The sequence below is a fragment of the Nicoliella lavandulae genome (genome assembly GCF_037546185.1).
Classification (GTDB): Bacteria; Bacillota; Bacilli; order Lactobacillales; family Lactobacillaceae; genus Nicoliella; species Nicoliella lavandulae.
Map to the genome: position 1 here is coordinate 1,177,445 of NZ_JAWMWH010000001.1, position 21,795 is coordinate 1,199,239.

A 21,795-nucleotide genomic window follows, 5' to 3' on the forward strand; every position below is an offset into this window, starting at 1 on the left:
GGAGTAATCATATTGAAACTAAAATCAATGCAACTGGTTGGTTTTAAGTCGTTTGCCGAAAAGACCGAAATTAATTTTCAAAATGGATTAACGGCAATCGTGGGCCCGAATGGGAGCGGAAAGAGTAATGTGATCGAGGCCATTCGATGGGTCTTAGGGGAACAATCTGCTAAGCACCTTCGGAGTAATAAAATGGCGGACGTTATTTTTTCTGGTGCGAAGAGCCATCGGGCGTTGAACCGGGCTGAAGTTACACTGACGTTTGATAATACGGATCATTATCTGAACACGAATTATACTGAAATTACTGTCACTAGAAAACTATTTCGTAATGGTGATAGTTTTTATTATTTAAATCACCGTGAATGTCGGCTGAAGGATATTAATAACCTATTGATGGATACTGGAATTGGAATGGGGTCGTTTTCAATTATTTCCCAAGGTAACGTTGAGGCAATCTTTAATAGTAAGCCGGAACAACGACGGAATATCATTGAGACCACCGCGGGAATCTATAAGTATCGTCAGCGAAAACAAGAAGCAGTCCAACGCTTATCTGAGACGAATGACAACCTAGCCCGCGTTAATGACATTATTTTAGAACTGAGTCGTCAAGTAACGGACTTAGAACAACAGCGTAATGCTGCTAAGCAGTATCAAGCCCTCAATCACCAATTAGCTGATTTACAACAACAATCGTTAGCGCTAACGGCCCGTGATCTATTGCAATCCCATGAACAAGATCAAGCTCAATTAACGCACCATCAAGGCCACGTTACGGATTTAAAACATAAGATTGCACAACTACGGGCCCAAAAAAAGGATGCCCAAGATCAAGTAGATCGCATCAGCACCATTAATGAACAACGCCAAGCCAAGCGATTAACGCAATCAAATCAAATTGAAAAGTTACGTAGTCAGCGTCAGCTAGCCACCCAACAGTCGAACTTCCAATCTGAACAGTTATCACATGATAAGCAACAACTTGCCCAACTAGTGCAGCAGTATTCTGTTATTGAAGATCAATTGACCCAAATTGACCAACAGTGCCGTGAGCAACAAGCTCTAATTAAGCAGTTGCATGCAAGCTTGAGTGACGAGGCACCAGTGCATTTGCAACAACAAATCGATACAATTGAACAACAAATTAGTACGTTGCGCAGTCAATATCTAGATCAGCTCCAACGAACTAGTGATTTAAAAAATCGGTTGAACTATGCGAATAAGAGTCAGACCCAGGCCAATACGCAACAACAAATTATCGAGCAACGAATTAAGGCGAACCAAGCATCAATTGATGAGTTAAATGCTAGCCGGGCCGAGATAACTACTAAGTTGGATGATCATCAACATCAATTGACTAAATTCGAACATGATGAACAACAACATGCTAAGCAATTGCAAACCGTTCGCACGCAAACGGAAACTGCTCAAAATGAATGGTATCGCCTACTTAAGCAATCACAACAACTAAAGGCTCAATTGGATGGCTTAACAGAATTTCAGCACCACTTGGGGGGCTACTTTCAAGGCAGTAAGCACCTATTAGCTAATCGAGACCAGCTAAAGGGGATCATTGGCGCGGTGGCAGAATTTATTAATGTGGATCAACCCTACGTTAAAGCCATTGAAACGGCATTAGGTAATCGGATTCAACAAATTATGGTAACGGATCACGACAGTGCACGTGCAGCAGTCCAATTTATGACTACTAAGCGGTTAGGCCGTGTGACGTTGTTACCAGTGAACCAACTATCCCAACATCAAATTCCACAAGCGGTATTATCAAAAGTGTCAGCGATGCCAGGATTTGTGCAAGTGGCTAGTGAACTAGTCCAGATGAGCGCTCAATACCAATCGGTATGCCAATTTTTATTGGGCAACGTATTGATTGCAGCTGATCTAAAGGCGGCAACGCACATCAGCAATGCCGTTCAACATCGTTATCGCGTAGTGACCTTAGATGGCCAGGTGGTTAACGCCGGCGGTTCAATTACCGGAGGAGCCAATCGTAACCAATCTGATGGGATGTTGACACAAAAACAACGGCAAGCAGACCTAAAGGCGCGCTTGGATCAATTAAATCAACAGTTGCAACAGGCGGAAGCCAATGTTAAAACGAGTCAAGCTCGGCAAAAGGAACTATCTGAGCGAGTAAATGATGGTCAACGAACGCGAAGTGAAGTTAAGCAAACGATTCAACTCCTCACTGGACAGTTAAACCAAACGAATCAATCAATTGACACTAAGCAGCGGGAATTAGCAACCCAACGCATCAACTTGAAGACGATCTTAGGTGATCAAGCGATGGATTCAAATGGTGATGATGAACGCCAGTTGCAATTATTGAATCAAAAGTTGCAGCAAAATCAAGCTGCGGTCAAAGCGCATACTGAACACCTATCGACTCTGCGTGATCAATTGCAAACTGCAAATCGCAAGGCACAAGCGCAACGTGAACAATTAGTGCGTAGTAAGGCTGAAGTAGACCATCTGACCCAACGGGAAGCTGAGTTAAAACAGCAATTGGAGCAAAATCAAGCGACCCAAATTGAATTAAATCAATCGATTAAATCGGTCAGCGACCAACTGGATCGCCAATTAACGCATGCTGAATTAGCCAGTCAAATTGAACAACTGCAAACTGAAGTGACCACCCTTAATCAAGCCATCGATGCTGACCAAGACCAATTGCAACGGCTGAAAACAGTAATTGCACCGTTGGATGACCAAATTGATGCTGCCCAGGATGAATTGATGAAAAGTCAAAAAGCAACGGATCAACTGCAAACCAAGTTATCGGAAACAGTGGAACGGTTGCAAAAGATTAAGGTGACTGCTAACCAACGGGATGGCCTTGATTTTAAATCATTACTTGATTTAACAGTAACAGTTCCGCTAGCGGAGTTGAAACGACAAATCAGCCAGTTGAGCACCCAAATTAGTGCCCTAGGTCCAGTGAATATGGGTTCGATCAGTCAATTTGAAGCCGTGAACGAACGCTATCAATTTTTAAAGCAACAAGCAGATGACTTGATTCATTCCAAGCAACAATTGGAATCGACAATGGACAAAATGGATACGACCGTTAAGAAGCGGTTCAAGGACACCTTCGACCAATTACAGGTGGCATTTAAAACCACCTTTAAAGAGATCTTTGGGGGTGGTGAGGCCAAGTTAACCCTAACGGATCCGAACCATTTATTGACCACTGGAATTGAAATTATGGCGCAGCCACCTGGAAAACGTTATCGCAACATGATGTTACTATCGGGTGGTGAACGGTCTTTGACGGCCATTGCATTGTTATTTGCCATTTTAAAATTACGACCAGTTCCATTTTGTATCTTAGATGAAGCAGAATCGGCATTGGATCCGGCGAACGTCGATCGATTTGCACGCTATATTCAAAAATTAAAAGACCACACCCAATTCATTGTGATTACCCATCGAAAGGAAACCATGGTCTATGCTGATCACCTATATGGTGTGACGATGCAAGATTCTGGAATTTCAAAGGTATTATCAGTGAACCTAAATCAAGCTCAATCAACGAAAGGATGAGATTAATGGGATTATTTGATATTTTTAAACGGCGGAATAAGAAAAATAAATCCGCAGCACCTCAATCAACTGAATCATCAGCCGTAAGTAGTTCTGATGACCAAGTTGATGCAAGCAAAGTAGCCGCTAGTGAAAGCACTGCTCCCACTAGTGAATCCAATGTCGAAGCTAGTAGTACTAGTTCAAATGCACCTAGTAGTGAACCGGCTAGTTCTGAAACAAGTCAGGGGAGCGAAACGAATTCAAGCAGTAGTGTTGAATCACAAAGTACTAGCGCGGAATCATCAGTCCAAGCTTCATCAACCAGTGTTGAACGTGAATCGGTAGCAAGCGAATCCAGTGCACCAGTTAGTGAATCCGCATCTGCTGAATCGATTTCTTCAGAAGGCGAATCAGACTCAGCATTGGCCAGCTCAGATGCAGACCGCAATGCTGAATCAACTGAAGCTTCCGCATCTGCATCGAATGATAACGAACAATTGGCGGAAAGTGATGCAGAGCAAACAGATCATGATGAAACCGATAATGATCAAGCCACTGATGCTGAACCTGATAATAATGATGAACCAGAAACGCAAAAGTATGAACATGGTTTAGCTAAATCACGCTCCTCGTTTGGACAAAAGTTAAATCAACTATTTGCTAACTTTAGATCTGTTGATGAGGACTTTTTTGATGATTTAGAAGATACGTTAATTGAATCTGACGTTGGCTACGAAGTCGCAGTCAATTTATCAGATCAATTACGAGATGAAGTTAAGTTACGTAACGTTAAGTCACGCTCAGAAGTGCAAAATGTGGTGGTTCAAAAATTGATCGAGTTGTATGATCAAAACGGAAATGGCGAAAAGAGCACCATTAACTTTGCTAAGGAAGGGCCAACGGTAATCCTCTTTGTTGGGGTCAATGGAGTTGGTAAGACCACAACGATTGGTAAGATGGCTAAACTATACCATGACCAAGGCAAAAAGGTGCTCCTAGCCGCTGCAGATACATTTAGAGCCGGAGCCATTCAACAATTAGATGTGTGGGCTAAACGTGACGGTGTGGACATTGTGAAAAAACCGGAAAAAAGCGATCCCGCATCAGTGGTATTTGAGGCGGTACAAAAGGCGAAAAAGGAACAATATGATGTATTGTTCGTTGATACGGCAGGGCGTTTACAAAATAAGGTTAACCTAATGAACGAACTTTCCAAGATGAAGAAGATCTTGACGCGTGAAATTCCAATGGCGCCCCATGAAGTCATGTTAGTTCTAGACGCAACGACAGGCCAAAATGCGTTGAACCAAGCCAAATTGTTCAAGCAGGTAACTGACGTAACGGGAATTACGTTGACTAAGCTAGACGGAACTGCTAAGGGTGGAATCGTATTAGCCATTCGTAATGAGTTACACATTCCAGTTAAATACGTTGGATTAGGTGAAAAGGTTGGCGATTTACAACCATTTAATGCTAATGACTTTGTTTACGGATTATTCAAGGGCTTGTTAAAATAATTGACGAATGAGCTGTTGATTATGTATTCTATAGGGGACGCATTATGATGGAGGAATTAATTTGGAACTAGCAAAGAATTACCGGATTAACTCACTGTTGGAGTTCTATCAACCACTGTTGACGAAAAAGCAAAATAGTTACATGCAACGCTACTATGTTGATGACTATTCGCTAGGTGAAATTTCTGAAGAATTTACCATTAGTCGCCAAGCAGTTTATGATAATATCCGCCGGACTGAATTAATTTTGGAAAAGTATGAGGATCAACTTCATCTATATAGTGATTTTGTAGCCAGAAACCAAAAGACCGATCACATTAGAGACTATGTAATGACTAATTATGCTAATGATAAGCATTTGATTGAATTAGTAAATGATTTAGAACAAATCGAAGAAGAATGAAAGTGGTGAAATAATGGCATTTGAAGGATTAACAGAACGACTCCAAAAGGCCATGCGGAATTTACGAGGCAAGGGAAAGATTAGCGAATCTGATTTACGCTCGACCATGCGTGAAATTAGATTAGCCCTCCTAGAAGCCGACGTTAACTTTGGGGTAGTCCGCAAGTTTGTTAAACAAGTTCAGGCCCGGGCCAAGGGTTCTGATGTATTGGAAGGGTTAAATCCGGCCCAACAAATTGTTAAAATTGTGGACGAAGAACTAACTAAGATGATGGGTGAAACCGCCGTCCCATTGAATAAATCACCTAAGATTCCAACGGTGATCATGATGGCCGGACTCCAAGGAGCCGGGAAAACGACAACGGCTGGGAAGTTAGCATTAAAGCTAAAGGATGAACAAAAAGCCCGCCCATTATTAATTGCGGCTGATATTTATCGGCCTGCTGCGATCGATCAATTACAACAAGTTGGTGAACAAATTGGCGTGCCAGTGTTCTCAATGGGCACAGACGTGGATCCCCGTGAAATTGTTGAACAGGGGATGGCACAAGCCAAAGAAAACCACAACGACTATGTGATTATTGATACGGCTGGTCGACTACAAATCGATGCTAAATTGATGGATGAATTAAAGGACATCAAGCAATTGGTCCATCCAGATGAAATCCTATTAGTTGTTGATGCAATGACCGGTCAAAATGCGGTTGAGACCGCAGAAGGATTTAATGAAGCCTTAGATGTTACCGGAGTCGTATTGACTAAATTAGATGGTGACACCCGTGGTGGGGCAGCCCTTTCAATTCGGGCCGTAACTGATAAACCCATTAAGTTCGTTGGACAGGGTGAAAAGTTAACGGACTTAGATGTCTTTCATCCAGACCGGATGGCTTCACGAATTTTAGGGATGGGGGATATCCTATCCTTAATTGAAAAGACCCAAAAAGATTATGATCAAAAACAAGCCGAAGAAATGGCTGAAAAGATGCGTGAAAACACCTTTGATTTTAATGACTTTTTGGATCAAATGAAGCAAATTCAAAAGATGGGTCCCATGGAAGATTTAATCAAGATGATTCCAGGGATGGCCAATAATCCAGCTTTAAAGAACGTGAACATGGATCCAAAGGATATTGCCCACATTGAAGCGGTAATTTATTCCATGACCATGCAAGAACGGGAACATCCAGATATTTTGAACCCATCTAGAAGACGGCGGATTGCTCGTGGTTCTGGTCGACCAATTCAAGAAGTAAACCGGATGATCAAGCAATTTAATTCGATGAAAAAAATGATGAATAAGATGTCGAATGGTAACATGGCCGGAATGGAAAACATGATGGGTAACCTTGGTGGCAAGGTGCCTGGCATGGGTGGTGGCGGAATTGGTGGGAAACTATCCAATCTCGCAATGAAGCGCATGGCCAGAAAAATGAAGAAAAACAAAAAACGGCGGATGAAAAAACGCAAAAAATAGTTAGCTAAGGACATCGTGATTGATTTTGCGGTGTCCTTTTTGAATGGAGGGGTACTGAATGGCATTAAAGTATCAAGATTTATTGACGGCCGTTAACGTTGTCGTCAACGGTGGCAATGTTCCTAATATTGTGGGGACCGCCGGAATTGGTAAATCAGCATTGGTCGCAGACCTTGCTCGGCAAAATGGGGCTAAGCTATTCACAACGGTGGTCAGCTTAGCAGAAAAGGGGGATTTAGCAATCCCAGTTCCGCCCCTTACGAGTGATTCATTCATTGATACGAAGCATTATGGGCGAATCGCAGACGTTCAGTTTGGTTATTCGCATACGCTAATTGAAATCATTCAATTTGCTGAGGCACATCCCGACCGCCCGGTTTATTGGTTCTTAGATGAGTTTAATCGAGGAAGTCAAGCCGTGCAAAGCGAGTTAATGAATTTGGTGTTACAACGCCAGATTAATAGCTTACGTTTGCCCACCCAGGTCCACATCATCATTGCGGAAAATCCAGATGCGACCATGACCGGGTTTGAAAATAGTACGTATAGCGTAATGAGTGGTGATGATGCAATTAAAGACCGGACCGTTCGGCTAGTCATGAGAGCGGATGTATCAGACTGGTTAACTTGGGCTCAACGTACCCATCAAATTCATCCGTTGATCATTAATTATCTAAAACTACATCCGGAAATGTTGAACCAAATTAATGGGAATGATGATATTATGCCCACGCCACGAGCATGGCAACGATTGTCCGATAATTATCAACAATTATTGAAGTTAGATTCAACTACCCGGGCTGCCATTCAACTAGATATCTTTGCGGGTGACGTTGGCGTAGCAGTGGCAACCGCATTGAACACCTATTTACAACAACAGGATCAAACCCAAATTGCAAAGCGGCTATTTGATCCGGAGAATGCCAATACGGTTGCTGACTTCGTTAAACTAGATGAGGTCGATAAAGTCGAAATCATTAAGGCCCATTTACAACAAACTGATTCATGGACCCCGACGCTAATTAGTCGTTTGAATCAATTCATGCCCCATATTAATCCAGATGGACAGTATGCATGTGCCCATCAAATGATTAATAATGCTGCCCGCTTAGACGAACTATATCAACTAGCAATGAATGGGGATGCCAATAGTCAATCCCTATACCAACAATTACAACAAATTGGCATTGATAATCTATAGTTAAATGGGGGTGACATGCATGGATTTAGCACAGCAACTATCTAAATTACAGCAGGCGCAACTACCGAGTAACCAAGCAGTTGACGCAACGATTAGTGCAGCAACGATTCAGTTATTAAGGACCCACCGCTTTGATGGTGAAGTATTAATTCAATTACGCCACCGCTATGATGATGGATTTATGGGGGCCATAGGGCTTAGTTGGTATGATCATCAGTTAGTAATGTTGATCAACCCACGCCGGTTTCAAGCAGCTGATTATACCGCTGAACAATTAGTGGCAACCTTGCGGCAGTTGGTTTTACACCTAGTCTTTAAACACCCCTTAATGTATCCGAAACCCAACCCGTTGAATCGATTAGCTTGTGACTTAGTCGTTGATCAATACCTAGGGGCTGATCAGACCCATCAGTTGGCGCAAGTTAATTTTGCCACCGGCTTAAATTTATTGCCCGACCGGGGTTCACATTACTATTTGGCTCAACTTACTGGTCATTTTCAAAACGGGAATACGACTCACCATCGGCCTGCTGATCAATTAGCACAACTGGACCAAAAATTAACGGGGGATAGCCATGCTGGCTGGGCTGACTTTGATGATGACGAACAATCATTACAACAAGGGCGCTTAAAACAATTAATGAATCGCTCATGGCAAAACACTCCTGAAAAACAACGGGGCGAGTTACCAGGGACGATCACTGCTATTATTCAAGCTCAATCAACCGCACCGAAAATTAAAAATTGGCGCCAGTTGATTCGCATGGGACTTGGCAGCATTCCGTTAGCAAATAAACCATCAGCAGCACGCTTTAATCGCCGGCAAGCATATCGAATGGAACTACCGGGCCACATTGCTAATACGATGCGTAAAATTAATGTCTTCGTGGATAATTCTGGTTCAATGGGGGATGCAGAGATTAATGCCCTGTTAAATGAAATTAAGCATTTTTTAAGTGAAATTCCCACTGAAATTACCATCTATAGTTTTGATGCTCAGGTCCACTTTGAACGCCGCTATCGGACGAATAATGCTCAACAGGTTAAGTTTGAACGCATTGGTGGAGGTGGTACTAGCTATCAAGCTATTTTTGACTATTTATCTGAGCATACTAATTTGTTAAAAGATACTTTAACTGTCATTTTAACGGACGGCAAAGGTGAAAAAAACATCAATGCCCATGGCATTAATGCAGTGATTTGGATCTTAACAGTCCCATTATTGAAATTTTCGTTAGATGATTCATTTCCTGGTCAAGTAACAACGATCAATCCAGAAGTGAGGGGGATTTAAATGCAATTATTAACACCAGATGAGTTAACAGCACTATTGAATGGTACGCCCCAAGTAAAACGGGCCGTCGCGGTCTTAAAAGATCGGTTTGAAGCAGTGGATGATGATAATCCATTTTTGCCAAAGCGCATTACAAGTGAAACGATTCGAATGGCGCAACAATTAGCAGCAGCTAATTTATTCACTACGAAGTTAGATTTAAATGACTATCGATCGGTACATGCGTTTATCGTCCGCAATGATAAGTACTTAAACGCGGATGCTAAAAACCTATTATTAGGACCATTTAACTAGGTAAACTAAAAAAATTAATGGTGTAAAGAAAAAAACCTTTACATCTAATCCAATTACTGATATATTATTACTTGTCAAAAGAAATATAGGAGGTGTTTGAATGTCAGTTAAAATTCGTTTAAGAAGAATGGGTTCAAAGAAGCGTCCTTTCTACCGTGTTGTTGTCGCAGACTCAAGAAGTCCTCGTGATGGTCGTTTCATCCAAATCGTTGGTACTTACAACCCACTTGTTAAGCCATCCGAAGTTAAGCTTGAAGAAGATGACATCATGGATTGGTTAGGCAAGGGTGCACAACCTTCAGATACTGTTCGTAATTTATTATCAAATGCAGGAATCATGAAGAAGTTCCACGAATCAAAATTTAGTAAGAAATAAGTGATTAGTAATGACGACTAATTTTGACAAGCTAATTAAAACAATCGTTAAACCTCTGGTTGAATATCCAGATGATATTACTATTCAGCATAATGAAACTGACCGGTTTTATGAATATCATTTAAAAACCAATCCTAAAGACGTGGGTCGGATTATTGGTAAAAAGGGCCACATTGCCCAAACCATTCGGACCATTGTTTATAGTGTACGGGTAAATGGTAACAAGCGGGTCAGATTGATTATCGAAGATGGTCGCAAATAAAAACTCTTAGATAAAGCCACTGGTTTTATTTAAGAGTTTTTTTATTTTAAATACAGAAAGTAGGGAATCCTAATCGCATACTATAATATTGGAAAGATCGTTAACACCCAGGGAATCCGTGGCGAAGTCCGCGTTATTTCTACGACTGATTTTCCTGCCAATCGATTCTTTGTCGGCAATCACGTTACCGCCTTTTTAAATAACGGGGAAGAAGTGCCCTTAGAAATTGATAAGGTTAGAACCCAAAAGGGGTTTGTGATTTTGCATTTTAAAGGGAAGGATTCGATCAACGACATTGAATTCTTGAAGCCATCGACCCTAAAAATCACAGATGATCAATTATCTGCTGACGATTTAGCAGAAGGGGAATATTATTACCACCAAATTTTAGGCTTAGCTGTATATGATTTGGATGATAATTACTTAGGCACAATCACTGATATCATGGATACGGCGGCTAATGATGTTTGGGTGGTAACTCGTGAAAATGGTAAAGAGTTACTTTTACCAAAAATCGACCAAGTAATCAAAAAAGTCGACTTAGATAATAAGCGGGTCACCATTGATTTATTGGAGGGATTAGAATAATGCGCATTGATATTCTAAGTATTTTTCCTCATATGTTCGATGGCCCCATGAGTGAATCAATTGTGGGGAAAGCCATTGAAAAAGGCATTATTGATTTGAATATCACTGATTTTCGTGATTATTCAACGAATAAGCATCATAATGTTGATGATTATCCATTCGGTGGTGGTGCTGGGATGTTATTACAAGCTCAACCGGTGTTAGATGCCTTTGATGCCACACAACAACAAGCTAAACAAGCGGATTATCCAACTGGTAGGGTGATTTTAATGGATCCGGCTGGTAAAAAGTTTGATCAAAAGGTAGCGGAAGATTTAGCTAAAGAGGATCATTTAACGTTTATTTGTGGTCACTATGAAGGATATGATGAGCGCATTAAATCAGTGGTGACTGATGAATATTCAATGGGTGACTTTATTTTAACCGGTGGAGAATTACCGGCAATGACCATTATTGATGCCACCGCCCGTTTATTACCTGATGTTTTAGGGAATCAACAATCAGCACCGGGCGACTCATTTTCAACGGGCCTATTGGAATATCCCCAATATACACGTCCAGCTGAATTTCGGGGAATGAAGGTTCCAGATGTACTCATGAGTGGGAACCATCAAAAAATTGCTGAATGGAAGCAAAAAGAAGCCCTCCGCAAAACATATTTAAGACGGCCTGATTTAATTGACTATCAGCAATTAACCGCTGATCAAAAACGCCTCTTAGGTGAAGTTAAAATGGAAGAAAATCCAGACCCAAATTATGATTAATCATCTTTACAATCGTTTGGGTCTGTGATAGTATTATTTTTGTTGTATTACAAACCAATTAAAACGGTATTCCGCTGCTAATATCCATTGGGCATGAATGCTAGTTGAAAGGAAGATATATATATGCGTCAAAATAGTTTAATCGCAAAGATCAATGCTGATCAATTAAAGTCTGATTTACCAGATTTTCGTGCCGGAGATACTGTCCGTGTTCACGTTAAGGTTGTTGAAGGGGACCGTGAAAGAATCCAATTATTCACTGGTGTTGTAATCAAGCGCCGTGGATCAGGCATTCAAGCTACTTACACTGTTCGTAAGACTTCCAGTGGTGTTGGTGTGGAAAGAATTTTCCCATTACACTCACCACGGGTTGCTAAGATCGAAGTTCTTAGATACGGTCGTGTACGTCGTGCTAAGCTTTACTACTTACGTGAACTTAGTGGTAAGTCTGCACGTATCCCAGCTTCACGTCGTCGTCGTTAATTTTAAACTTAAAATTAATTCAAAAAACCATCAATCATTACGATTGGTGGTTTTTTAATTTATAGATTTAAATCTTGTTGATAATTGAGAGGGGAAAAATCGGTCGATTGAGCAATTAACTTAGCTGCTAATTGACGATAGGTATCCATTGCTAAGTTAGCTGCCTTCAGACTAGCGGCATTAGCTAAATCCACTTGTTCGGATGAGCTCAGCGCTGCTGCTTTTTGGTCAACTGCTAAAATGATTTGACGATAACTAATGGCTAGCTCTTCTTGAGCAGCTTCGACAGCATCATTTAATTCTAGATAGTGAGGATCTAAGAGCACCCCCACTAGTTTAAAGATCCAATATGCAGACTTTGGATCATAGTTAGCAGCCCCTACTTGATATTCAGCAGGCACCTTAGTAAAGCCACTAAAGAATGGGACATAGGTACTTTGTGCTGCTACGCCCATTGCTAACCAATGAATATTACCAATGGCCTTGGGTAAATTAGGTCTTAGTTGTAATAAGTGTGATTCCTGGGTCTTAGCGAGACTAATGGGACGGAACTTGTGCTTATCAGCTTCAGAGCCAGTGCCAATCGGATCATAAACCGTTTCTTGGAAGTGCGATGATAAAAAGGCTTTAGCGTCATCGATTGAAATCTTTTGAGCAGGCGTTCTGAGCATGGGCATGGATTGACTTTGAGGATCTTGTTCAATATCTGGATTGAACATTTTTTGTCCATACCATACCCGTGGGGTGTTATAGTATGTGTCTGATTGACTGTGGGTCCCGAAAATATTACGGAAGTTAAATTGCCCATCCATTGCCGGATTCAGGTGATTAGTAGCCACGAAGTCTTGAATCCCCGTTGACCACATAAAATCATCAGGGTTATCGAAATCAATGTTTTCAATGATCATTTGATTGGCGATAACGGCATAACAATCATCTGGAATGCGAATGGCGACCCAATGATGGCCAGAGCCAGTTTCCATATACCATGCCTCATCGTTATCAGCAAATAAGATTCCATTACTTTCGGAAGTTCCATATTTTTCAACGATATGGCCCAGCCGTCTTACCCCTTCACGGGCGGTTTTAACATAGGGGAGGACTACGGTGACCATTGCTTCTTCACCAATTCCATTTGAGACTAATGGGTCGAACCCAAGGACTGTGGAATTGGCATACGTACTTTCAGTAGCACTCATAGCAACACCGTATTCATTAAAACCGTCTTCTTCAAATAAACCGTATTTATCGGTCCATTCAGGCGTGGCTTCATATTGATAACGAATGCTAGGAAGTGGCATTGTAAAGCCATTATCTTTGGAAACAAATGTTAAGTTAGTTGATTGATCTTGACGTGGATGGACTGCTAGGTGTTTGGGCCAAGCTGATTTAGCATCTTCATTGCGACCGATGATAATTGAGCCATCCAGACTAGCACGTTTACCAACTAAGATACTGGTACATGCGGATAAATAAGGAATTGTATTCATTTATAATCATCCTTTCCATTTAATATAGTAAATTATAACGATTATTTAATCGCAAAACCAGTTCCTTAAATCATGGTATAATTAACATTAAAGATTTTTACGAATGGAGCAATTGCAATGACTAATCAACAATATATGATGTCCATTGATGCTGGAACGACCAGCGTAAGAGCAATTATTTTTGATCATCAGGGGCAAATTCTACAAAAAGCCCAACGCGAATTTAAACAGTACTTTCCTAATTCTGGTTGGGTAGAACACAATGCTAACGAAATTTGGAGTGCTGTTCAAACGGTGATTTCTGAAGCCTTAATTGCGGCTGAAATCCCACCATACCGCATTCAAGGGATTGGAATCACGAACCAACGTGAAACCACCGTTATTTGGGATCGGCATACTGGTAAGCCCATCTATAATGCAATTGTTTGGCAATCTAAACAAACTAGCCAAATTGCAGATGACTTGAAGCAAGCTGGTTATACGGACCTAATTCATCAAAAAACGGGGCTTGTAATTGATTCATACTTCTCTGCGACTAAAATCAAATGGATCTTAGATAACGTCGCTGGTGCTCGTAAAAAGGCTGAAAACGGGGACCTTTATTTTGGCACGATTGATACGTGGCTACTTTGGAAGTTGACCAATGGGCATGTACATGCAACTGATTATACTAATGCTAGTCGGACGATGCTGTTCAACATTCATGATTTAACATGGGATCAAGAAATTTTGAAACTGCTTGATATTCCGGCATCAATGCTACCGGCGGTCAAGCCATCTTCGCATAACTTTGGGTATACTGCGAACTTTACTTTCTCAGGAGTTCAGGTACCAATCACTGGCATTGCTGGGGATCAACAAGCAGCATTATTTGGGCAATTAGCACTAGAACCAGGCATGGTTAAAAATACATATGGGACTGGTGCGTTTATCGTGATGAACACGGGTCTAAAGCCCACGATTTCTGATCAAGGGCTGTTAACAACGATTGCCTATGGTATTGATGGACAGGTTCACTATGCATTGGAAGGAAGTATCTTTGTTGCTGGTTCTGCTATTCAGTGGCTCCGTGATGGAATGCGCATTATTAAAAATGCGGGAGAGACAGAACGGATGGCTGAAGAAGCAGCCGACAGCGGTGTTTATGTAGTCCCAGCATTCACTGGGTTAGGGGCACCATATTGGAACCAGTCCACACGGGGAGCCGTCTTTGGATTAACGCGCGGTACCAGTCGTGAACAATTTGTCCGTGCCACGTTAGATTCATTGGCATATCAGACCAAGGACGTTATGAATACGATGGTCAATGATACCCAATTACAATTAAAGACATTACGTGTTGATGGTGGCGCAGCCAACAATGACTATTTAATGCAATTTCAAGCTGATATTTTAGATGTTCCGATTGAACGTTCAGCGATTTCTGAGACCACGGCATTAGGCGTTGCCTATTTAGCGGGATTAGCCATTGATTATTGGCATGATATTGACGAAATTAAGGCAACCGTCGGCCAAATGGTTAAATTTGAGCCCCATATGAATGCTGATGTACGTAACAAGTGTTACGCTGGTTGGCAACGAGCGGTTAAGGCTGCGCAGATGTTTGGGGATGCTTAATTAGTCGACTAATTGGGCTAGGTATTTAGCTGCTCCCTGATGGTCGTTGTCTTCATCAGTGACCATATCCGCAACTGCTTTAATTTCTGGGACTGCATTTTTCATCGCTACCTTGGTGCCAGCTGCCCTTAATAGCGGAAGGTCGTTAATTTGGTCACCGATTGCAATGATATTTTCAGGGTTAATTTGAAATGCTTGAGACAATTGATGCACCCCATATGCTTTATTAACACCAGTCCGTTTAATTTCAAGCACTGATAATGGGCCACCCCAATGTGCAATTTCAATTTGTTGACCATAGTGTTGGTCGATATATGTGGTTAATTGGGCTAATTTATTATGGTCATAGCTAACGGCGAGGCCAATTGGGTCTTCAGTTAAATTGTGCTCGTTTAAAATTTCGTTCGGGGCCAATTGGTCAGGAAAGAAGCCGTATGATTCTTTAAACAGTTGTGAGCTAGCTGGTTGGTTAGCAAGGAGCATTTGCTTATCTTCAGCGGCCATTACTTGAATCCCTAGTGCTGCTTGATGTGCTAATAGATCCAATACGATTTGCGTGTTGATTGGAAATTCATATTCTGCTGACCATTTTTGATTAGGAATAATGCCCATCGCCCCGTTAAAATTGATCATTGGGGTAGTTAGGCCTAGCTTTTGGTATGCTGGTAGTGCTAATCGAGTGGAGCGACCAGTTACAATGCAGACAATGTGGCCCTTGGCAATGATATCTTGAATGATGTGACTAGTGGCGTCATCAATAACGCCGGCTTGGTTTAATGCTGTTCCATCTAAATCTAATGCAATTAATTTTTGAACCATGTTTAAAATATCCTTTTTTAATAATTTTAATTTAAAGTATTACTTAAAACGAACTAATTTGTCAAATGTAAGATTGGAGGATTCATTTTGAAGTTACCTGATCAGTTTATAGCGAAGTATCAGCGGTTAATGGGGTCACAGGCAGCAGCTTTTTTTGCCAGCTTTGACAATCCTGTTAACTACGCGTTTCGAATCAATCCATTGAAGCAAAATGTGCCTGAAAACATTGATTTATCTAAGCCAGTCCCATACTGTCAATGGGGATATTACGGCAAGGTAAATGGTAAATCAGTTAACCACCAAAGTGGCGCGATCTATAGTCAAGAACCCAGTGCAATGTATGTGGGGGAAGTGGCAGCTCCCAAGGCCGGCATGAAAGTATTAGACCTTTGCGCAGCTCCGGGTGGTAAGTCCACCCATCTAGCGAGTTTCTTAAATAATACCGGATTCCTAGTTTCCAATGAAATTAATCATAAGCGGGCTAAGGTATTAGTTGAGAACATAGAACGCTTTGGTCCACAAAATACGTTGATCTTAAATGAAGATCCCGCAACGATTCGTAAGCACTTCCCGGGTTATTTTGACCAAGTAGTCGTTGATGCCCCATGTTCTGGAGAAGGGATGTTTCATAAGGATCCAGATGCAATGCAATATTGGAATGATGAATACCCAGCTGAATGTGCGACGCGTCAGCATGAAATTCTATTGGATGCTATCCGCACCCTTAAACCTGGTGGGGAATTGATCTATTCTACATGTACCTTTGCGCCAGAAGAAGACGAACAAGTCATTGCGTGGCTCTTGGACAATTATCCATTTGAAATGGTCCCCATCAAGAAATATGATGGCATGGTGGATGCGAAGCCGGAATGGGCTAATCATAATCCAGAATTGAAAAAGGCAGTGCGACTATTTCCCCATCTATTTAAAGGCGAAGGGCACTTTATTGCCAAGCTAAGGCTTACCCAAGCAATTGATGAACCACGTAAAATAAAGTTTGAACGAGGAAATTTAAATCGTGAACAAAAACAATTGTGGGCTGACTTTATGCAATCAAGTATTAGTGACCTACAATACCATGATCTAATCGTCTTTGGGGATCAATTATACACACTAAATGCTGAAACACCTCAGTTAAAGGGGCTAAAGGTAATGCGACCAGGATTACTACTAGGGACGTTTAAGAAGAAACGGTTCGAGCCTAGTTATGGGCTTGCTTTAGCATTACGCCCCGATGCAGTTAAAAAAAAGATTGTAATTGATCATGATCAATGGGCTCAATATGTTCATGGTGACACGATCAAATTAGTCCCATCAGATGCAAACCTGGCTAAGGGATGGTACCAGTTGATTTGTGAAGGCCGACCAATTGGTTTTGGTAAGTATGTAAATGGTACGATTAAAAACTTCTTTCCTAAGGGATTGAGATTTATTGCAAATTAAAAAGAGGCTTTGGAGTGATACTCTAAAGCCTCTTTAATATTTTATCCTTCGTTGTTGAATGTAATTAATTAACTCAGGGGATAACAATAATTTTTCATTTTGTAAATCCTGTATGGTTCGACAGCCGAGCATGGTCATAATGGTAATCAACCCAGTTTGCCAGTCTTTAATCATCTCAATGGTCTTTTCAGGTCCATTTTGAATCAATTGATTTAAGATCGTTCCAGCAATGCCAACCGCATTAGCACCTAAGGCAATGGCCTTAGCAATATCCAATGGTGTTTTAATGCCACCAGAGGCAATTAAGTCGACATCGGTTTTGAATGCTTGGGCTTCTAATAATGATTCAACGGTGGTTTGCCCCCAATCAGCTAAGTAATCAAGATCTTTATGCTTACGGCGGAAGTTTTCAATTGTAGCAAAATTAGTTCCACCCCGGCCACTGATGTTGATTGCTTTGGCTCCAACGGATTGAACTAACTGCTTAATTGTGGCTTGGTCCATCCCAAAACCGACTTCTTTAATGATTACTGGGACTGGAGCATGACTAACGATGTCAGTTAATTCAGCGATCCAGTTGAATTCGCGGTCGCCTTCAGGCATGATCATTTCCTGGGCCACGTTAATGTGGACTTCTAAAGCATTGGCATCAATTAAACTGACCACTTGTTTTGCATCTGCCAATGAATGACCGGCGCCCATATTGGCAAAGACGATGCCAGTTGGGTTTGCATCACGAATCACGGTAAAACTATTTGCAGTGGATGGGTCCTTTAATGCGATGCTTTCAGAACCACTGGCCATGGCAACGCCGGTTTGGTGAGCAATTTGTGCAAGTTGTTGATTCAATTTGCCAGTCTCATTGCTCCCGCCGGTCATGGCTTCAATGTAAAAGGGCCATTGCATTTGAAGCTGATTGTTAAAGAGGGTGGTTGTGGGGTCAACTTCTTTGACCGTAATTTCGGGCAACCCGTGGTGAATAAATCGAAGCTGTTCGAAGCCGGCGCTAGCAGATTCTTGGAAGAATTTTTTAGCTAATGAAACATGTTCATTTTTACGATGAGAATGACGGCTGATCATTTGGTTCCTCCTGCTCATGATTGCTAATTTTAAAATTAAGTTTGTTAATTTGATGATCGTGCCAGTCATTAACGATGGCACGATCATCTACATGATCATCAATTAGTGCAATGCCACAATCACCGCCCCCAGCGCCGGATGTTTTGGCAACGCCACCATGTTGGATCACGATATCGCTCATTTGTTTTAACCGAGGCGTTTCGATTGGAATACCCATACTATGCCCAAGCTGGTTCAATAATTGTCGGTTTACCTTAATTTGATGTTGAATCCCCGCAGTATCTTGGTGGTGAAATGCAATGATCATTTGATTGACACATGCCTTGCTTTGGGCCAAAAAGGATTGATAAAAGTTAGTTTGATTAGCCTTTTTGCCAGCGACGGTGCCAACTAAACTGGCTGTGGATGCGGGGGAACCAGTCCAACCAATCATTAACTTTAAGTTGTTAGGCGGGGTGAGTCGTTCAACTTTTAAGCCGGGCCAGGATTGCTCAATGACGTCTTTGATCGAATGCGTCTGTAGTTGATCGAACAGCCAATTACGATCAAATGATTGATAGGCAATCCACCCCTGATAAGCACTAGCCGCTACGTCACCCAATGAACCATTCCCCTGGACTTTTAAGTGCGCAATGGCAGCTAGTTTAAAGATTGTTAATGTGTCCAATGGTAATTGATATAGTTTAAAAATGGCCTTCACGATGGCAACGCTAACGGCTGCTGATGAACCGAGCCCATATTTATGCCCATCATGACTATCCAAATCGCTATCAATGGATAATTGATACTGATGCGTAGGTAAGTTAAGTTCACCTAAATATGCTTCAGTAATCCGCATGGCCATCATGACATAGCTAAACGCAGCTGATTGCTGGGTAAAGTGGATTTGATGATTTTGATTGTGCCATTGAATGATTTGATGTGGTGATTGACTGGATTTAATCATCCCGGAATCTTTAACGATTTTCGCATTAACTTGAATGAATTGATCGACCGTAATTAATACGGCGGGATGACCTGCTTCCACCACTGCATATTCACCAGCGATATATAATTTACCGGGAGCCTTAACAGTTATCAAAAAATCATTTCCCTTCTATTTTAGTCTGGGGTCGCGAATTACTTTAACGCCGGGACCAGGGTTACAAACAACGATGTCTTGGGGCTTAAAGTGATTTGCTAGTTCGTCTTGAATTCGTTGCTCATTTTTAGATTGGCATAAAATTTTAACATTAGGACCAGCGTCCATTGTAAAGTAACATTCGATGCCGTTTTGCCGTAAATGATGCACGACATTCATTACCGTTAGACTGTCAGCATTAAAATAGGTAAAGCTAGGATCAGCACTTAGGGTCAATGAATGCATCCGCATGGCATTGGTTTCGGCAATCTCACCTACGTTCGTAAATTCATTACTATAAATGGCTTGTTTGATGTTAATGAGATCATTTGCTGCTTGGTCGCGCCAAATGGGGTAGTAAGGTGAGGTGGTAACTGAGCGTTGCATCCCATTACTACTACTAATTGATTTTTGACTACGGTTTAGGATGACCGTAATCATTTTGATATCCATTGTAACTGGATCTTGGATGGGTTCAGCATATGAAGTAGCATCAGAATTACCACCATGCCATTCAACGAAGCCACCAAAAATAGAACGAGTGGACGACCCAGAGCCCCTGCGCGCAATTCTGGATAGTTGCTTACCGTCTAAATGTAATCCAGCAGCCCGGCTAGCAGCCGTTGCTAAGGCTGCAAACGCAGATGCTGAGGATGCTAGTCCGGCTGAGTTGGGAACATGGTTATATGAAACCACCTTAGCAAATTGATTGATTCCGGCCAGCTCACGCACCACATCTAAACATCGTTTGACCTTAGAACTAACGGGGATCGACTGGTCATCTAACCAAAATTGATCTGCTGATAAATATTCATCGAATTGGACACCGGTTTGAGTATAAAAATGATCTAGCGTCAGTGATAGACTACTGTTTTGGGGGATGATTAATTCTAAGTTGGCTTTCCCCCAGTATTTAACGAGTGCAATATTAGTATGAGCCTGCGCCCACGTTAATGGTTCAGTCTTCAATTTATTCCCCTCCTAAAAGGATTCGATCCAGGTATTAACAGCACCAGCGTTCGATAGGGCGTTGGCAATTTTAACGGCTTTTGAATGGGTGTCAGTAAGTGAGATAATGCATCCACCTAAGCCACTGCCGGTTAACTTAGTGCCCAATGAGCCATTTTGATTAGCAACGTTGATCAAATACTCAGTTCTTGGAATATTGATACCTAAGTAATCAAGTTGTTGTTGGGCTTGATTCATTAACGTCCCTAACCGATTGATTTGATTTTGTTCTAAGACCGTTTTGGTTTGGTTCGTTAAATCGCCTAAGTGTTGAATGGCGGCATTGGCATTTTGATCTTGTTTAACTAATTGTCGAACGGAGTTGACCGCCACATCAGTTTGGCCTCGAATTCCACTATCAGCAATGATTAAATAACCATTTAGGTTTAAATCAATGGTAGCTGGTTGTTGTTTGTGAATGAACCACACTGGCGATTCAGAGCTAACGGTGGCCGTATCGATTCCACTGGGATTACCGTGGGTGATCGTTTCCTCAATATCACTTAGCTCAAATAACTTAGCCCGCGAGAGGGGGGCGTTAAAGTAGTGATAAAGACTTTTGATCAATGCAATTGATACCGCCGCTGATGATCCCATTCCGCGTTCTGATGGGATTTCACTACTGAAGTTGATTTGTAAATGCACGTCAGTCGGGCTCAATTCATTACAAATTGTGGTGATCAATCGTTTGATACCTGTCAAGTTAACGGGGGCCTCTTTTAGCTCGCCTTTATAAAATTCACTATTGATTCTCATCCCATGTGAGATGGACTTAGTCGTTACCGTAATTGGAATGCTATCAATGGGGAAGGCAATCGCAGGTTTGCCATAAACTACGCTGTGTTCACCAATTAAAATAATTTTAGCATGACTTTTTCCGGTCGCTTCTTTTTTCAATGTTATCGCTCACTTTCTAAAACCAGTATTCATATTATCATAAAATACCCGCTAACAACATGAAAAACCAAGTCGATGGGGGAATAATTAAATGCATCTTAAACTTAGAATAAATTACT

At 41.5% G+C, this 21,795-nt stretch carries 20 protein-coding genes; 14 read left to right on the forward strand and 6 right to left on the reverse strand.

All coding sequences use genetic code 11. From position 1 onward, the window contains the following. The first annotated feature begins 27 nt into the window (after window positions 1-27). From smc to rplS, 12 genes are all read left to right on the forward strand, one after another. A complete protein-coding gene (smc, locus tag R4146_RS05375; RefSeq protein ID WP_444939756.1) occupies window positions 28-3,564 on the forward strand; it encodes a chromosome segregation protein SMC in 3,537 nt (1,178 codons plus the stop codon). 5 nt (window positions 3,565-3,569) lie between these two features. Then, window positions 3,570-5,063, forward strand: a complete 1,494-nt coding sequence (gene ftsY, locus R4146_RS05380) for a signal recognition particle-docking protein FtsY (protein ID WP_339960396.1) — start codon at window positions 3,570-3,572, stop codon at window positions 5,061-5,063. Window positions 5,064-5,124: 61 nt separating this feature from the next. Next, window positions 5,125-5,466, forward strand: a complete 342-nt coding sequence (locus R4146_RS05385; protein ID WP_339960397.1) for a putative DNA-binding protein — start codon at window positions 5,125-5,127, stop codon at window positions 5,464-5,466. Window positions 5,467-5,479: 13 nt separating this feature from the next. Beyond that, complete coding sequence (gene ffh, locus R4146_RS05390; RefSeq protein ID WP_339960398.1) at window positions 5,480-6,940, forward strand: signal recognition particle protein; 1,461 nt, start codon at window positions 5,480-5,482, stop codon at window positions 6,938-6,940. Window positions 6,941-6,998: 58 nt separating this feature from the next. Then, window positions 6,999-8,141 (forward strand): ATP-binding protein, encoded by a 1,143-nt coding sequence (locus R4146_RS05395; protein ID WP_339960399.1) that lies wholly within the window; start codon window positions 6,999-7,001, stop codon window positions 8,139-8,141. A 19-nt stretch (window positions 8,142-8,160) separates the two neighbouring features. Further along, window positions 8,161-9,435, forward strand: a complete 1,275-nt coding sequence (locus R4146_RS05400) for a vWA domain-containing protein (protein WP_339960400.1) — start codon at window positions 8,161-8,163, stop codon at window positions 9,433-9,435. Then, window positions 9,436-9,729 (forward strand): hypothetical protein, encoded by a 294-nt coding sequence (locus R4146_RS05405; protein WP_339960401.1) that lies wholly within the window; start codon window positions 9,436-9,438, stop codon window positions 9,727-9,729. 100 nt (window positions 9,730-9,829) lie between these two features. Further along, the gene (gene rpsP / locus R4146_RS05410) at window positions 9,830-10,105 is read left to right on the forward strand and encodes a 30S ribosomal protein S16 (RefSeq protein ID WP_339960402.1); all 276 of its coding nucleotides are present in this window, start codon (window positions 9,830-9,832) and stop codon (window positions 10,103-10,105) included. A gap of 10 nt (window positions 10,106-10,115) precedes the next feature. Next, entirely contained in the window at window positions 10,116-10,367 is a 252-nt protein-coding gene (locus R4146_RS05415) for a KH domain-containing protein (RefSeq protein WP_339960403.1), read from the forward strand. 72 nt (window positions 10,368-10,439) lie between these two features. Continuing rightward, window positions 10,440-10,955 carry a ribosome maturation factor RimM gene (gene rimM / locus R4146_RS05420; RefSeq protein WP_339960663.1) on the forward strand — a complete coding sequence of 172 codons (516 nt, stop codon included), beginning with the start codon at window positions 10,440-10,442 and terminating at the stop codon, window positions 10,953-10,955. Beyond that, the gene (trmD, locus tag R4146_RS05425) at window positions 10,955-11,719 is read left to right on the forward strand and encodes a tRNA (guanosine(37)-N1)-methyltransferase TrmD (protein ID WP_339960404.1); all 765 of its coding nucleotides are present in this window, start codon (window positions 10,955-10,957) and stop codon (window positions 11,717-11,719) included. Before rimM ends, trmD begins: the two co-directional genes overlap by 1 nt. A gap of 123 nt (window positions 11,720-11,842) precedes the next feature. Beyond that, complete coding sequence (gene rplS, locus R4146_RS05430) at window positions 11,843-12,202, forward strand: 50S ribosomal protein L19 (RefSeq protein ID WP_339960405.1); 360 nt, start codon at window positions 11,843-11,845, stop codon at window positions 12,200-12,202. Window positions 12,203-12,261: 59 nt separating this feature from the next. Here the strand turns inward: rplS and R4146_RS05435 are convergent, their stop codons facing one another. After that, window positions 12,262-13,692 (reverse strand): C69 family dipeptidase, encoded by a 1,431-nt coding sequence (locus R4146_RS05435; protein WP_339960406.1) that lies wholly within the window; start codon window positions 13,690-13,692, stop codon window positions 12,262-12,264. A 117-nt stretch (window positions 13,693-13,809) separates the two neighbouring features. Between R4146_RS05435 and glpK the strand changes: the two genes are divergently transcribed. Then, complete coding sequence (gene glpK, locus R4146_RS05440; protein ID WP_339960407.1) at window positions 13,810-15,309, forward strand: glycerol kinase GlpK; 1,500 nt, start codon at window positions 13,810-13,812, stop codon at window positions 15,307-15,309. Here the strand turns inward: glpK and R4146_RS05445 are convergent, their stop codons facing one another. Further along, entirely contained in the window at window positions 15,310-16,128 is an 819-nt protein-coding gene (locus R4146_RS05445; protein WP_339960408.1) for an HAD family hydrolase, read from the reverse strand. Window positions 16,129-16,215: 87 nt separating this feature from the next. Here R4146_RS05445 and R4146_RS05450 point away from each other — a divergent pair, with 87 nt between their 5' ends. Next, window positions 16,216-17,571: an RsmF rRNA methyltransferase first C-terminal domain-containing protein gene (locus R4146_RS05450; RefSeq protein ID WP_339960409.1), complete on the forward strand. Its 1,356-nt coding sequence runs from the start codon at window positions 16,216-16,218 to the stop codon at window positions 17,569-17,571. A 33-nt stretch (window positions 17,572-17,604) separates the two neighbouring features. Here the strand turns inward: R4146_RS05450 and fni are convergent, their stop codons facing one another. From fni to mvk, 4 genes are read right to left on the reverse strand one after another with little or no spacing between them, the layout of a single operon-like run. Continuing rightward, complete coding sequence (gene fni, locus R4146_RS05455) at window positions 17,605-18,651, reverse strand: type 2 isopentenyl-diphosphate Delta-isomerase (RefSeq protein ID WP_339960410.1); 1,047 nt, start codon at window positions 18,649-18,651, stop codon at window positions 17,605-17,607. Continuing rightward, complete coding sequence (locus R4146_RS05460; protein WP_339960411.1) at window positions 18,626-19,732, reverse strand: phosphomevalonate kinase; 1,107 nt, start codon at window positions 19,730-19,732, stop codon at window positions 18,626-18,628. The genes fni and R4146_RS05460 overlap by 26 nt, the downstream gene beginning before the upstream one ends. 15 nt (window positions 19,733-19,747) lie before the next feature. Next, a complete protein-coding gene (gene mvaD, locus R4146_RS05465; protein WP_339960412.1) occupies window positions 19,748-20,740 on the reverse strand; it encodes a diphosphomevalonate decarboxylase in 993 nt (330 codons plus the stop codon). A 12-nt stretch (window positions 20,741-20,752) separates the two neighbouring features. Beyond that, on the reverse strand, window positions 20,753-21,676 hold the full coding sequence (gene mvk / locus R4146_RS05470) for a mevalonate kinase (protein ID WP_339960413.1): 924 nt from the start codon (window positions 21,674-21,676) through the stop codon (window positions 20,753-20,755). Between the last annotated feature and the right edge of the window lie 119 nt (window positions 21,677-21,795).